We start from the raw sequence: 12,705 nt of genomic DNA, 5'->3' as shown, positions 1-12,705 counted from the left end.
GCCAGATGGCCGATGACGAGATAACCGTGTCTTCACCCGGGTGTTAAGACGCCTTGACGGGGTCCATACGGCGGGACGGGAACCCTTAACGCCGCCCTTACGCGGCATGCCGCGCAAGGGCGGTCAGCGCTGGTGGGGCAGCCCGGCCGTGTCCAGGGCCCCGCCGGCCTGCGCGGCAAGCGCGACAGCCACCAGACGGGCCTCCTCGGGCGGCAGTGGGCGGCCCGGGAACGGTTCGAGGAGGAAGCGGCCGTAGTAGTGGCCGCCGCCGACGACACGCAGCTCGGTCTCACCCTCCGGCCAGTCCGCGTACTCCGTGACCCGGGTCCCCTGACGCAGCCACAGGCCGCCGCCGTGCTCGAGCCGGGGCAGGTTCCCCATCAGGGTCCCGTACTCGAAGCGGCAGCCGCGCAGCCCCAGCAGGCCCACGAGTTCCCGCCGCACGTATTCGACGACGGCGTCCGGTGAGCCGCCGTCCTCGGCAAGCCGGGCGGTCCCCCGGAGGCTCGACAGGTGCGCGGTGCCGGTGACCACGACCGCCTGGAGACGACGGGCGCGCACGGACAACTGAGAGACGATCAGGCCGACGATCAGCAGCAGGACCGCCGTCTCCACATCCGCGCGGTCCGAGATGGAGAACCGCTGATAGGGCTCGGTGAGGAAGAAGTCGAACCAGCCGGCCGCCGAGAGTGCGGCCAGCGCCCCGGCGGCCCGCGTGCCCGTGGAGGCGACCGCGACCACTGCGACGACCAGGATCAGCGCGGTGTTCGTCGCCGAGAGGTCCGTACGGAAGGGCACGAGCGCGAGCGCCACGAGGAAGGGGGCCACGAGGCCCGCGACCAGGGCCATGGGGTCGCGGAGACGGAACCAGTACCCGGACATGTGATGCCTCCCGTCCGGACGAGCCGATCTCGGTCCAGAGCGCCGTTCAGAACTTGTCGGGCTTGATCGGGGCGAACACGAGGTAGCCCAGCAGCGCCAGGGCGATGACCGGGCCGACCACGTTCTCCGCGTCCATCGGGGTTCTCCTCACGCGTTCCGGTCGGGCTGGTGTCGCCCAGATCAAGCCTGCCCCTCCGCAGAGCCGGGGCAACGCGCGACAGCGCCTCTTGACGGACCTCTTACGCCCCCGCCACCCGTGTGTATGAAACGCGTGAAGAGTGACCGGCCCGGCATATGGAACGCGCCAAGAGGGCTGGCGGCCACCCGGCACGCCTCCGACGCTGTCCTCACTTTGCTCATTCGGAGGGAACGGCGACATGGCCACAGGCGTAGGGAATCCGACCACGACGGCTCAGGGGCCGGGCCGGGAGGAGCCCCCCGACACGGGCGCACGCGGGGCCGGTGACCGGCACAGGCTGACCGCCGTCCAGGGCCTTGCCGCGCTGTCGCTCGACGCGATGGCGTCCGTCGCGTACGGGCCGGAGTCGATCGTGCTCGTGCTGGCCGCCGCCGGTGCGTACGGCATGGGCTTCACCCTCCCCGTGACCCTCGCGATCGCCGCGCTCCTGGCCGTGCTGGTGGCCTCGTACCGGCAGGTGATCGCCGCGTTCCCGGACGGTGGCGGCTCGTACGCCGTCGCCAAGCGACACCTGGGCCGGCGTACGAGCCTGGTCGCGGCGGCCTCGCTGATCCTCGACTACGTCCTCAACGTCGCGGTGTCCGTCACCGCCGGAGTGGCCGCCCTGACCTCGGCCTTCCCTGGGCTGCACGGCGAACGGGTCTGGATCTGCCTCGCGGTCCTGGTCCTGGTCACCGCCGTGAACCTGCGCGGGGTCGTCGACTCCGCCAAGGCGTTCCTCGTACCGACCGCGCTCTTCGTCGGGTCGATCCTCGCGATGATCGTCGTCGGCCTCTTCCGTGACGGCCCGGTCAGCACCGCCTCCGCCGCCGGACACGCCTCCGCGCTCGGCGAGGGGGCCACGACCGTGGGTGCGCTGCTGCTGCTGAAGGCCTTCGCCGCCGGATGCTCGGCACTGACCGGCGTCGAGGCCGTCGCCAACGCCGTGCCGTCCTTCCGTGCGCCGGCCGCCCGCCGCGCCCAGCGCACCGAGGTCGCGCTCGGCGCCCTGCTCGGCGTCATGCTGATCGGCCTGTCGATCCTCATCGGCCGCTTCCACCTCCAGCCCGTCGAGGGCGTGACCGTCCTCGCCCAGCTCGCGGACGCGTCGTTCGGGCACAACGCGGCCTTCTACGTGGTCCAGTTCGCCACCATGGTGCTGCTGGCGCTCGCCGCCAACACCTCCTTCGGCGGGCTTCCGGTGCTGATGAGCCTGCTGGCCCGCGACAACCACCTGCCGCACTTCTTCGCCCTCAAGGCCGACCGGCAGGTGCACCGCCACGGCGTGGTCTGGCTGGCACTCGTATCGGCTGTCCTGCTCGTCTTCTCGGGCGGCGACACCAACACCCTCGTCCCGCTCTTCGCCATCGGAGTCTTCGTCGGCTTCACCATCTGCCAGGTGGGGATGGTCCTGCACTGGAACGGCGAGCGCCTCAAGGGCTGGCGGGCCAAAGCCGCCCTCAACGGCTTCGGCGCGCTGCTGACCGGCGTCTCGGCGGTCGTAGTCACCGCCACCAAGTTCACCGAGGGCGCCTGGTTGATCGTGCTCGCCCTGCCGCTGATCGTCCTCGGCTTCGAGAAGGTCCACCGTGCCTACGCGGAGATCGGGGAACGCCTCGAACTGGGGCGGGTCCCGCAGCCGCCGCACCGTGCCCGGTCGCTCGTCGTGGTTCCCGTCTCCGGACTCTCGAAGCTGACCTGCCAGGCCCTCACCGCGGCCCGCTCCCTCGGCGACGAGGTCCTCGCCGTCACCGTCACCCACCCCACGGCCGAGGACCGAACGACGTCCGAAGCACTGCGCAGGGACTGGGAGTTGTGGAATCCCGGCATCGAACTCATCGAGGTCGCCTCGGACACCCGCTCGCTCGGCCGCCCGGTGTCGGCGTACGTCCGCAAGCTCGCGCAGACCCACCCGGACACCCAGGTCACCGTGCTCATCCCGGAGACCGAACCCGCCCGCCTGTGGCAGCGGATGCTCCAGAACCAGCGCGGATCCGTCGTCGCCCACGCGGTCCGCCGCGACACCGACGCCGTCATCTGCCGACTGCGCTTCCGGATCACCACCGACGCACGCTGACGTGCCCTTGACGGCGGTCTGACGGAGGGTTGACGCGTCTCGTGCGCCGCCGTCAAGACGGTGCCAAATCCCCGGCCCACATGCCGGGAACCACCGGAACGGGCAGTAGTTTTCTGCCCGTTCCACCGCCGGGGATCCCAACGTCACGCGACGAGCCGGAGGGGGTCCCACAAGGGACGGATCCCCGGCGGTGCACTCCGCGCTCCTGCTGTGCCGATTCGACCAGAAGGTCTCCCCATGCCTCCCGCCGCCACCCGGCAGGTACCTCCCGTCCCGTCCCCGCAGGCTCCGCCCAACCGGCCGCCCCGAAGGCGCCCGGGCCGAGGGCCCCTGTTGGAGTCGGTACGGCCGGCCGCCTCCTTCCACGAGGCCGTACGCAAGCTCGAACCCCGCGAACTGATCCGAAAGCCGGTGCTGTTCGTGGTCGCGGTCGGCTCCGCGCTGACCACGCTGTCGGCACTCATCCACCCGTCGGTCTTCACCTGGGTCATCAGCGTCTGGCTCTGGCTCACGGTGATCTTCGCCAACTTCGCCGAGGCCGTCGCCGAAGGGCGGGGCCGGGCCCAGGCCGAGTCGCTGCGCAAGGCGCGCACGGACACGGTCGCGCTGAGGCTGCGCCACTGGACGTACGGCATGAACCTGCGGAACGCCGAGTCGCAGGCCGTGGCCCCGAGCGAGCTACAGCCCCTGGACGTCGTGCTGGTGGAGGCGGGCGAACTGATCCCGGCCGACGGCGACGTCATCGACGGCGCCGCGGCCGTGGACGAATCCGCCGTCACCGGTGAATCGGCGGCGGTGATCCGAGAAGCCGGTGGCGATCGCAGCGGGGTCACGGGCGGTACGACCGTGCTGTCCGACTCGATCGTCGTGCGCGTCACCTCGCGCCCGGGGCAGAGCTTCATGGACCGGATGATCGCTCTGGTCGAGGGCGCGTCCCGGCAGAAGACCCCCAACGAGATCGCGCTCAACATCCTGCTGGCCGCACTCACCGTCATCTTCATCCTGGTCGTCGTCTCGCTCCAGCCGATGGCCGCGTACGCGGGCGCCGCCCAGACCACCACCGTCCTCGTGGCCCTCCTCGTCACGCTCATCCCCACCACCATCGGGGCGCTGCTCTCCGCGATAGGCATCGCCGGCATGGACCGCCTGGTCCAGCGCAACGTCGTCGCGATGAGCGGGCGCGCGGTCGAGGCCGCCGGCGACGTCAACACCCTGCTCCTCGACAAGACCGGCACCATCACCCTCGGCAACCGCGAGGCGGCCGCCTTCGTCCCGCTCCCCGGAATCGACCACGTCAAGCTCGCGGACGCCGCCCAGTTGGCCTCACTGTCCGACGAGACCCCCGAGGGCCGGTCCGTCGTCGCCCTGGCCCAGCAGTACGGACTGCAGCCCGCCCGGGTGGAGGACCTGAGCAACCCGCGCTTCCAGGCGTTCAGCGCCCGTACCCGCATGAGCGGAATCAACCTGAGCTGGGAGAACGGCGCCGGCTGCGCCATTCGCAAGGGTGCCGTGGCCCAGGTGTCCGAGTGGGTGACGCTGCGCGGCGGGGCCGTGCCGGCGGAAGCCGCCGCATGGTCGGCCACTGTGTCCGAGTCCGGGGGCACGCCCCTGCTGGTGGCGGTCCACGACTGGGACGGCCCGCGGGTGCTCGGGATCATCCACCTCAAGGACGTGGTCAAGGACGGCATCCGGGAGCGGTTCGCGGAGCTGCGCAGCATGGGGATCCGTACGGTCATGGTGACCGGCGACAACGAGCTGACGGCCCGCGCCATCGCCGCCGAGGCCGGAGTCGACGAGTACCTCGCCGAGGCGACCCCCGAGGACAAGCTCGCCCTCATCAAGCGGGAACAGGAGGGCGGGAAACTCGTCGCGATGACGGGCGACGGTACGAACGACGCCCCGGCCCTCGCCCAGGCCGACGTCGGCGTCGCGATGAACACCGGCACCTCGGCCGCCAAGGAGGCCGGGAACATGGTGGACCTGGACTCCAACCCCACCAAGCTCATCGACATCGTGGAGATCGGCAAGCAACTCCTCATCACCCGCGGCGCGCTGACCACCTTCTCCATCACGAACGACGTGGCCAAGTACTTCGCGATCATCCCGGCCATGTTCACCGCGGCCTACCCGGGACTCGAATCCCTCAACGTCATGGGACTGAGCAGCCCGACCTCGGCCATCACCTCGGCGATCATCTTCAACGCCCTGATCATCGTCGCCCTGATCCCGCTCGCCCTGCGCGGCGTCCGCTACCGACCCGCCTCCGCCCACGACCTGCTGCGGCGGAACCTCGGCGTCTACGGCCTCGGCGGCCTGGTCCTGCCCTTCGTCGGCATCAAGCTCATCGACCTGCTGGTGTCCACGATCCCCGGGCTCGGCTGAAGTCCGTCAGGACCGCATCAGAGGGTCATCAGGGAGCTTGAGCCGTCATCCCCGGGCGAGTTGGATGGATGACGTGAACATCGGTCAGCGCCACGACGACCGGCCGCCGCATCAGGCTCGGCCGGGCACGCGCCCTGTTCACTCCCGCCTGCACAGCGCCTGTTGACCCTGGCGGCAAGCGTCTTCGGCCCTGCCGCGGCCAACCGCACGTCCACAGGTGCACGCACCCCCGTACGCGATACGGGATCACACTCCACCGCACGGCTGCGCCCCGGCCTCCTCGGCCGCCCGCTGCCGTGCCCGTCCACTGGATCCACTCATGTCTTCGTTCCTGTCCGGTCGGACCGTCATGGTCACAGGTGCCACCTCCGGCATCGGCTACGAGACCGCCCGCCTGCTCGCCGAGTGCGGCGCCACCGTCCTTCTCCACGGCCGCACCCCGGACGAGGCCCGGGCGGCCGTGAAGCGGCTCCTCGCCACCGCTGACGTGGACGCGGAACTCCTGCGTCCGTGCGCGGCGGACTTCACGCGGCTCGACGAGGTCGAGCGGCTCGCCAACCGGGTCATCACCGGGCACCCCCACCTCGACGTCCTGGTCAACAATGCCGCCGTCGCGGCCCCGGAGCAGCACACGGTCACCCCCGACGGCAACGAGCTCTCCTTCCAGGTCAACTTCCTCGCCCACTACCTGCTGACGCACCTGCTGGAGCCGGCGCTCACCACCGACCCGGGTGGGCGCGTCGTGAACGTCTCCTCCTCCGTGCACCGCACCGCGTCGATCATGTGGAACGATCCGAACCGCACGCGCCGTTACTCGCGTCTCGCGGCCTACGCCCAGTCGCGGCTCGCGCTCACCGTCTTCGCCGCTGACCCGCGTGTCGCCGCCGTGTCCGTCAACCCGGGCGTCTGCGAGACCGCGCTGAGGCCGCTGTACGGACACGAGGGCGCGACGCCCGCCGAGGGCGCTGCCCACGTGGTGCGGCTGTGCGATCCGGCCGTCGAGATCGCCAACGGCGCCTACTACGACCGCAGCGAGCGGATGGAGCCCGCCGCCGGCGCCACCGAGGAACGCACGGTCAAGCGGTTGAACAGGCTCGCCGATCAACTCGTCGGCCACTCCGTCTGACGGGGTCCGCGCGCACGTCCGACCGCGCACGTCCGACCGCGCACGTCCAATCCCGGCCTCACCACCAGCCGGCGCCGACGCCCACCGGCGCCGGTTCCCCGCGGGGGCGGTCCGCTGTCCCGGGCCGCCCCCGCCCCTCCTCACTCTTCGACCTAGGCGGCGTCCGTCGTGATCGAGCTCCTTCCCTCCCGTCTGCCCGCTCTGGCCCGCTGGTTTCCCGGCGGGGCTCCCGGTGTCGCGGCTCTCCCCGAACACGTCATGACCACCGGTAGCGGCCGCTGGTGGGCGGACCGTCCCGTGGACCCGAGGGCGGTCGCGGTCTCCAGCGGGGACCACGTCCTGCTGCGCGGGGAGCCGGGCGCACTCGCTCCCGATGCCCTCGCACGGTTCGCGGGCAGCTACGTCGAAGCCCCGGCCCGCTTCCTGCCCGTCCTCGGCAACGGCTTCCAGCGCGTCGATCCGTGGGAGCGCATGGTCTACGTACACCAGGCGAGCGCCATGACTGCCCGGCCCGCCCCCGGCATCACGGTGCGCCGGCTGACCCCCAAGGACGCGCCGGCTCTCGTCGCCCTCGGACCCGGGGCGGCCTGGATCCACAAGACCTGGGGCGGCCCCGAACGGCTCGCCTCCTCCGGTCTCTGCTGGGGCGCCTTCCACCGGGGCCGCGCCCTCTCGCTGGCCTGCACCTACTTCCTCGGCAGCCGGCACGAGGACGTCGCGGCCCTCGCCGACCCCGGCCACCGCCGCCGGCACCTGGCCCTCGCCTGTGTCACCGCCCTCTGTGAGGACATCGCCGCACGCGGCCGCACACCGAGCTGGACCTGCTCCCGCGACAACCGCCCCAGCCGGCTGCTGGCCTGGTCGGCCGGGTTTCGCCTGTCCCGCGAGTACGTCCACTACGCGACGGGCCCCGCCCGCCGTCCGGGGCCCGGCGGACGGGCGGAGGCGGCGTGAGTCCGGAGAAGTACGACGTGGACTGCGCGCAGTGATCCAGGCGGCTGCGCGTGTGGTCGAAGGTGCCCGTCCTGGTGGCCCGGCGCCGCGGGAAGAACATCAGGCTCACGCCGACTGAACGGCACCCGCTGGCGGTCCTGATCCGCAACCGCGGCCGGCTCGTCAGCCAGCGGCGCCTGCTCCAGGGAGGTGGCGCACCCGCGCCACCTGATCACCGCTCCCGGCATGGGTACCGCTTCGACGTGTGAGAGCGGCGAAGCCGACGGGGCGCCGCCGTCAGGGCCCCGGCAATTCCCAGGGGCATGGAGGTGGGGCGGCCCTGGTCGGGGGCCGCCCCACGGGGTGGGTCGCTTGTCAGCAGTTGGGTTTGCCGCCGTGGTTGGAGCCCCTCTTGCGGCGGGCCTTCTTCTTGCGGGCGCGCTTGGACATGTCCGGTGATCCCTTCAGGAGGTGTGGCCGACGAGGAGGTCGGCGAGCTTGTTGAGGCGCTTTACGGTGCGGTCGTCGGTGGCGGCGGCGGCCGGGGCGACGCGCTCGGAGCGGTCGTAGTAGGCGCCGTTGACGATCTCGGTGGCCGGGTCGCAGAGCCGTACGACGTGGGCCGCACCCTCGGCGGCGGACTCGCCCTCGTTCCCGTACAGGGGGCGGAGCCCCGTCTCGCAGATCCCGGGGTGGACGGAGACCGCGGTCACGCGCGGGTCGGAGGCGAAGACGGTCAGCGCCAGCTGCGACTGCGCGTAGGCGGCGAGGCGCGAGTACCGGCGGATGCGCTGCGGGTCGTTCCACTGGATGGCGGCGGTGCGGTGGAGCGAGGAGGAGACGTTGACGACCCGGCCGCCGGGGTCGGTGGTGAGGGCGGCTGCCAGGAGGTCGGTGAGGAGGTAGTGGGCGAGGAAGTTGACCTGGAAGGAGATCTCGTTGCCGTCGGCAGTGAGGGTGTGGCGCTCGGGCGCGGCGATGGCCGCGTTGTTGACGAGTACGTCGAGTCGCGGGTGCTCTCGTACGACGGCGTGGGCGAGGTTCTCGACCTCCTCCAGGCGGGCGAAGTCGGCGGCGAGCGGGCGCACGAGGGTTCCGTCGATTCCGGCGGTGGCGATGAGCCGGTCGGCGGCGGCCCGGGCCTCCTCGGCGGTGCGGCCGTGGAGGAGGACGACGGCGCCGCGTCCGGCGAGCTGGCGGGCGGTCTCGTAACCGATGCCGGAGGTGGCGCCGGTGACGAGGACGGTACGTCCGGACAGGGATGAAGGCATGTCGGGTTCCTGGATCCTGGAAGCGGGCATGGCCGGCGGGCCCGGCGACCCGGCACGTGGCGGGTGAGGGCTCAGCTCATGCGGTGATGGTGATGGTGATGATGATGCGTACGGAGCGCGGCCCGGCTCTCTTCACGAGGCCGGCGGCAGGTACGTGGATGACGCGCGGCCGGTGTCGGAAGACGGTGTCAGAAGGCCGGGCGGACAGCGGGCGCCGTCGGCTGCACCGGATTCGGTGGCCGATCGTCGTAGCGCGGACCGCTGTTCATGCCCCCATTCCAGCGGATCCGGGACGGGCGGACAAGATCTCGAACGGGTCCTTGACACTCTTCTGACGTGCGTCGGGTGACGGAATCACCGCCGTGTTCGCACGTCGTCAGGGCCGCGTCAAAGATCGACGGCCATGCGGAAGGAACGCGTCAGGAAGTGTTGTTGCGGCCCTCGGCCGTGCACAGACTGGTGGTGCGACGGAGCCGGGTGACGGACCGGCGGCACGCGGCTGGAGGGCGGTGACCTGAACACCGCCGACGAAGCGCATGGTTCCACCGTGGGGGTACGGGCCGATGCGACCGCGTGCCGGTCACCCGTCGCACACCACATGAGCCGTCCGGCTCCCGGGCGGGGGATACCGGGGCCGGGCGGCTCGCGTGCCTCCGATGGCTGCGGCCACGTGCGGCGATGCCGACCGGTCGCCGTCACGGCGGAGCCGTGCCGAGGCCACCGCGGCGTCGCCGACCGCGTACCACGCCGACTTCCCGGCGCTCAGGCACCGTTGGAGACCCTGAGTCCGGCCGGCCGTGCCGACCACCGGCAGGTTCCTCCTCATCCCTGACCACGGCCTTCCAGGCCACCGGCGTTGATCCACACCTCGCCGGCTCCCTCGCGGGGGCGGCCCCCGTCCGGGCCGCCCCCGCACTCCGCCTTGCTCCCCGAGCCCGACCGCGACGCGTCCGGATACCCTCGGTACGGTGCGAACGACGTCATCGAGCTGATCAAGATCCGAACGCGCTCGCTGAAGCCGGTGTTCCCCTGGCCCGTATCCGGGACCTGAGATCAGCAGCCGACGAGGAGTTCCAAGCAGCGCTGCGCGAGATCGACGCCGAACTCACCGTCCGCATCCATGGCCTGCAGGCAACGCAACGACGCCTGCGCCAGCTCGCCGCCGGGCAGCCGGCGCCGCTGCCCACCGAGGTCGGTGCCCACCTGGAGCACCTGGCCCGCTGGGGATTCACGCCTCGATGGGTGAACCTGCAACCCCGATGCGGCACTAGTCACCGATGTCCCGGCCGCGGAAGTCGTCCAGTGTCTCGCGCCTGACCAGGACCCGGGCCGCGCCCCCGTGGACCGCGACGACCGGGGGGCGGCCGACCATGTTGTACCCGGAGGCCATGGAGAGCTGGTACGCGCCCGCCACCGGTACGGCGAGCAGGTCGCCGGGGTGGATGTCGCCCGGGAGCTCGACGTCGGCGGCGAGGATGTCGCCCGCCTCGCAGTGGCGGCCGACGACCGTGGTGGTACGGGATCCTGCCGCGGAGCGGCGCCCCACCAGCCGGGGCGCGTACCGCACCCCGTACAGGGCCGGCCGCGGGTTGTCGCTCATGCCGCCGTCCACGGCGACGAAGACCTTCCCGCCGGTGTGCTTGACCGCGAGCACCCGGTACAGCGCGACTCCCGCCGGTCCGGCTATCGCCCGGCCCGGTTCGATGGCGAGCCGGGGCGCGGTCAGCCCGACGGCGGCGCAGCTCTCGATCAGCTCGGTACGGAGCCGTCGGGCGAGCAGGGTGAGGTCGAGGGCGGGTTCGCCGGGCCGGTAGGCGATGCCGTGGCCGCCGCCCATGTCCAGCTCGGGCAGGACGATCCCGTGCGCGTCGCGGATGTGGGCCATCAGCCCCGCCATGCGGCGCAGGGCCACCAGGTAGGACTCCACGTCGGTGATCTGGGAGCCGATGTGGCAGTGCAGGCCGGTGAGTTCGAGCTGTGGCTGGCCCAGGATCTTCGCGATGGCGTGCTGAGCGCCCCCGTCGGTGAGGGACAGGCCGAATTTCTGCCCGTCCGTACCGGTGCGGATCTTGTCGTGGCCGCCGGCCGAGACGCCCGGCACGACGCGCACCATGACCCTCTGGTGGCCGTGGGGGCCGACGGCGGCCGCGATCCGGGCGATCTCGGACGGGCTGTCGATGACGATCCGTCCCACCCCGAGCCGCAGGGCGGTGGCGATGTCCCGGGGTGACTTGGCGTTGCCGTGCAGCACGATCCGCCCGGGCGGGAAGCCGGCGGTCACGGCGAGTTCCAGCTCCCCGGCGGAGCAGACGTCCAGCCCGAGGCCCTCCTCCTGAACCCAGCGCACCATCGCGCGGGAGAGGAACGCCTTGGCGGCGTAGAGGACTTCGGCGTCGGGGAAGGCGTCCCGGTAGGTACGGCAGCGCCCGCGCACCTCGCCCTCGTCCAGGACGTAGGCCGGGGTGTCGAACCGCTCGGCGATCTCCGTCAGGTCCACCCCGCCGACGGCCAGGCCGCCGTGCGGGAGCCGGGTGGTGGAGGCGGGCCATACGGACAGGTCGTCGGCGCCGGCCGCAATCTCCGGGAGGGCGGCGATGGTCATGGCGTGATCCCCTTCAGGAGCTCCGGGCAACGGTCTCGGGGGCCTGCGGAACAGGAGCGGTGCCCCGAGCAGTGACGGGACCGGTGGCCGCCGCCGGAGTGACCGGGGGAGCGGTGAGGGTGGGGTCGACGGTCAGCAGGGAGGCTCCGAGCGGCTCGGCCATCGCGCGGAGCGCGGTCTCGGAGAGCCGGATCCAGGGCTGCTCCACACCGAGGGTGGCCGCCAGCCGCTCCGCGCTGGTGAAGCCGACGGCGGTACGCGCCCCGAGCGGGGTGCGGAACAGGCGTACCACCACCTGCGCGGTACCCGGCCGGGCCGGTACGTACAGGGGCCCGGCCGGAACAGGTTCCTCAGGCTCGGGGTCGCCTTCGTACAGGAACAAACACATGGGGCCCTCCCAGAGGAACCACGAGTGGCGGTGGAGGCCCCGGGTGCGGGGAGGCAGTCCGGGGCACGACACCGAAGCTATCCCCGCATCCGTACGCCCGCGGTCACCCCATGACGGGACCTTGACGGCGACCGGCCGACTCCATACGGATCACTGACGGGCGGCGCCGGCCGCCGTCAGAAACCCGTCATGTTTTCCGTCTCCCGCGTCAGAGGGCCGTCAGCAATCACCGCGAACCCCGTGCTGTGGGCTTTTCATGTATTCCCTCGGACGGAGAAGCGGGGGAAGAAGCTGTGCGAAGAGTCGTGGTCGGCGCGAGTGGAACCCTGGGCAATCCGGCCGTGTTGCACCGGGGCGCCGCCGAAGCCCGGGTGCGCGACGCGGAACTGTGGGTGGTCATGGCCTGGCAGGCTCCCGGCGGCGAACTGGGAAGCCGCAGCGCCTGCAACGTCTCGTCGCTGGCCGCCTGCCGTACCGCCGCCGTCGAGCGGCTGCGCGAGGTCCTGGACGAGGCCTTCGGCGCGGAGGGCCCCGGTACGACCCTCGCGGGCCTGACGGTACGGGCGACTCCCGGTACGGCCCTCGTGGACGCCGCCCGCGCCTGCGACGACCTCCTCGTGGTGGGCAGCGGATCGCGCTCCCCGCTGCGCCGGTTCCTGCGGCCCTCGGTGGCCCGCTACTGCCTGGCGCACGCCCCCTGCCCGGTGCTGGTCGTCCCGCCGTCTCCGCTGGAGGCCGAGCTGGACGCCGCGCACCGGCGCAACCTGTGGCACCTGCCCCTGGACACGAGGGAGCTGGCCCCGTGAACCCTCCGCCGGGCGTCCGGAACGGCGAATGGCCCGCCGGGGTCCCGGCGGTCCCCGGGC

General features: G+C 72.0%; 11 protein-coding genes and 1 pseudogene. 6 read left to right on the top strand and 6 right to left on the bottom strand.

All coding sequences use genetic code 11. The features are described 5' to 3' along the window. Positions 1 to 123: 123 nt before the first annotated feature. On the bottom strand, positions 124 to 882 hold the full coding sequence (locus OG904_RS01705) for a DUF4118 domain-containing protein (RefSeq protein ID WP_405486595.1): 759 nt from the start codon (positions 880 to 882) through the stop codon (positions 124 to 126). Positions 883 to 928: 46 nt separating this feature from the next. Then, entirely contained in the window at positions 929 to 1,018 is a 90-nt protein-coding gene (kdpF, locus tag OG904_RS01700) for a K(+)-transporting ATPase subunit F (RefSeq protein ID WP_405486593.1), read from the bottom strand. Between the two features lie 241 nt (positions 1,019 to 1,259). On the opposite strand from kdpF, the gene OG904_RS01695 reads away from it, so the two are divergent. The 5 genes and pseudogenes from OG904_RS01695 to OG904_RS01675 form a co-directional block, all read left to right on the top strand. Further along, a complete protein-coding gene (locus tag OG904_RS01695; RefSeq protein ID WP_405486591.1) occupies positions 1,260 to 3,137 on the top strand; it encodes an APC family permease in 1,878 nt (625 codons plus the stop codon). 237 nt (positions 3,138 to 3,374) lie between these two features. Next, entirely contained in the window at positions 3,375 to 5,519 is a 2,145-nt protein-coding gene (kdpB, locus tag OG904_RS01690) for a potassium-transporting ATPase subunit KdpB (RefSeq protein WP_405486589.1), read from the top strand. Between the two features lie 319 nt (positions 5,520 to 5,838). After that, positions 5,839 to 6,645: an SDR family NAD(P)-dependent oxidoreductase gene (locus tag OG904_RS01685; RefSeq protein WP_405486587.1), complete on the top strand. Its 807-nt coding sequence runs from the start codon at positions 5,839 to 5,841 to the stop codon at positions 6,643 to 6,645. Between the two features lie 258 nt (positions 6,646 to 6,903). Continuing rightward, entirely contained in the window at positions 6,904 to 7,599 is a 696-nt protein-coding gene (locus OG904_RS01680; protein WP_405486585.1) for a GNAT family N-acetyltransferase, read from the top strand. Positions 7,600 to 7,679: 80 nt separating this feature from the next. Beyond that, positions 7,680 to 7,830, top strand: a pseudogene (locus tag OG904_RS01675) (DNA-binding response regulator); the annotation flags it as partial. 212 nt (positions 7,831 to 8,042) lie between these two features. Here OG904_RS01675 and OG904_RS01670 read toward each other — a convergent pair. The 4 genes from OG904_RS01670 to OG904_RS01655 form a co-directional block, all read right to left on the bottom strand. After that, positions 8,043 to 8,849 carry an SDR family NAD(P)-dependent oxidoreductase gene (locus OG904_RS01670; protein WP_405486583.1) on the bottom strand — a complete coding sequence of 269 codons (807 nt, stop codon included), beginning with the start codon at positions 8,847 to 8,849 and terminating at the stop codon, positions 8,043 to 8,045. Between the two features lie 1,053 nt (positions 8,850 to 9,902). After that, a complete protein-coding gene (locus OG904_RS01665; protein ID WP_405486581.1) occupies positions 9,903 to 10,052 on the bottom strand; it encodes a hypothetical protein in 150 nt (49 codons plus the stop codon). Positions 10,053 to 10,116: 64 nt separating this feature from the next. After that, positions 10,117 to 11,451: a diaminopimelate decarboxylase gene (gene lysA / locus OG904_RS01660; protein WP_405486579.1), complete on the bottom strand. Its 1,335-nt coding sequence runs from the start codon at positions 11,449 to 11,451 to the stop codon at positions 10,117 to 10,119. A gap of 13 nt (positions 11,452 to 11,464) precedes the next feature. Then, positions 11,465 to 11,839 (bottom strand): SAV_915 family protein, encoded by a 375-nt coding sequence (locus tag OG904_RS01655; protein WP_405486577.1) that lies wholly within the window; start codon positions 11,837 to 11,839, stop codon positions 11,465 to 11,467. Positions 11,840 to 12,132: 293 nt separating this feature from the next. On the opposite strand from OG904_RS01655, the gene OG904_RS01650 reads away from it, so the two are divergent. Continuing rightward, positions 12,133 to 12,645, top strand: coding sequence for a universal stress protein (locus tag OG904_RS01650; protein WP_405486575.1), 513 nt, complete (start codon positions 12,133 to 12,135; stop codon positions 12,643 to 12,645). The last annotated feature ends 60 nt before the right edge of the window (positions 12,646 to 12,705 follow it).

The sequence above is a fragment of the Streptomyces sp. NBC_00096 genome (assembly GCF_045041305.1).
In the GTDB taxonomy this organism is placed as follows: Bacteria; Actinomycetota; Actinomycetes; order Streptomycetales; family Streptomycetaceae; genus Streptomyces.
Note: the sequence above shows the minus strand (reverse complement) of the source record. Positions and strands in the feature narration are given on the sequence as shown.

Bases quoted from the DNA above. Each gene is read 5' to 3' on its own strand.
- OG904_RS01705 (WP_405486595.1), bottom strand. From the start codon at position 882: ATGTCCGGGTACTGGTTCCGTCTCCGCGACCCCATGGCCCTGGTCGCG.
- kdpF (WP_405486593.1), bottom strand. From the start codon at position 1,018: ATGGACGCGGAGAACGTGGTCGGCCCGGTCATCGCCCTGGCGCTGCTG.
- OG904_RS01695 (WP_405486591.1), top strand. From the start codon at position 1,260: ATGGCCACAGGCGTAGGGAATCCGACCACGACGGCTCAGGGGCCGGGC.
- kdpB (WP_405486589.1), top strand. From the start codon at position 3,375: ATGCCTCCCGCCGCCACCCGGCAGGTACCTCCCGTCCCGTCCCCGCAG.
- OG904_RS01685 (WP_405486587.1), top strand. From the start codon at position 5,839: ATGTCTTCGTTCCTGTCCGGTCGGACCGTCATGGTCACAGGTGCCACC.
- OG904_RS01680 (WP_405486585.1), top strand. From the start codon at position 6,904: ATGACCACCGGTAGCGGCCGCTGGTGGGCGGACCGTCCCGTGGACCCG.
- OG904_RS01670 (WP_405486583.1), bottom strand. From the start codon at position 8,849: ATGCCTTCATCCCTGTCCGGACGTACCGTCCTCGTCACCGGCGCCACC.
- lysA (WP_405486579.1), bottom strand. From the start codon at position 11,451: ATGACCATCGCCGCCCTCCCGGAGATTGCGGCCGGCGCCGACGACCTG.
- OG904_RS01655 (WP_405486577.1), bottom strand. From the start codon at position 11,839: ATGTGTTTGTTCCTGTACGAAGGCGACCCCGAGCCTGAGGAACCTGTT.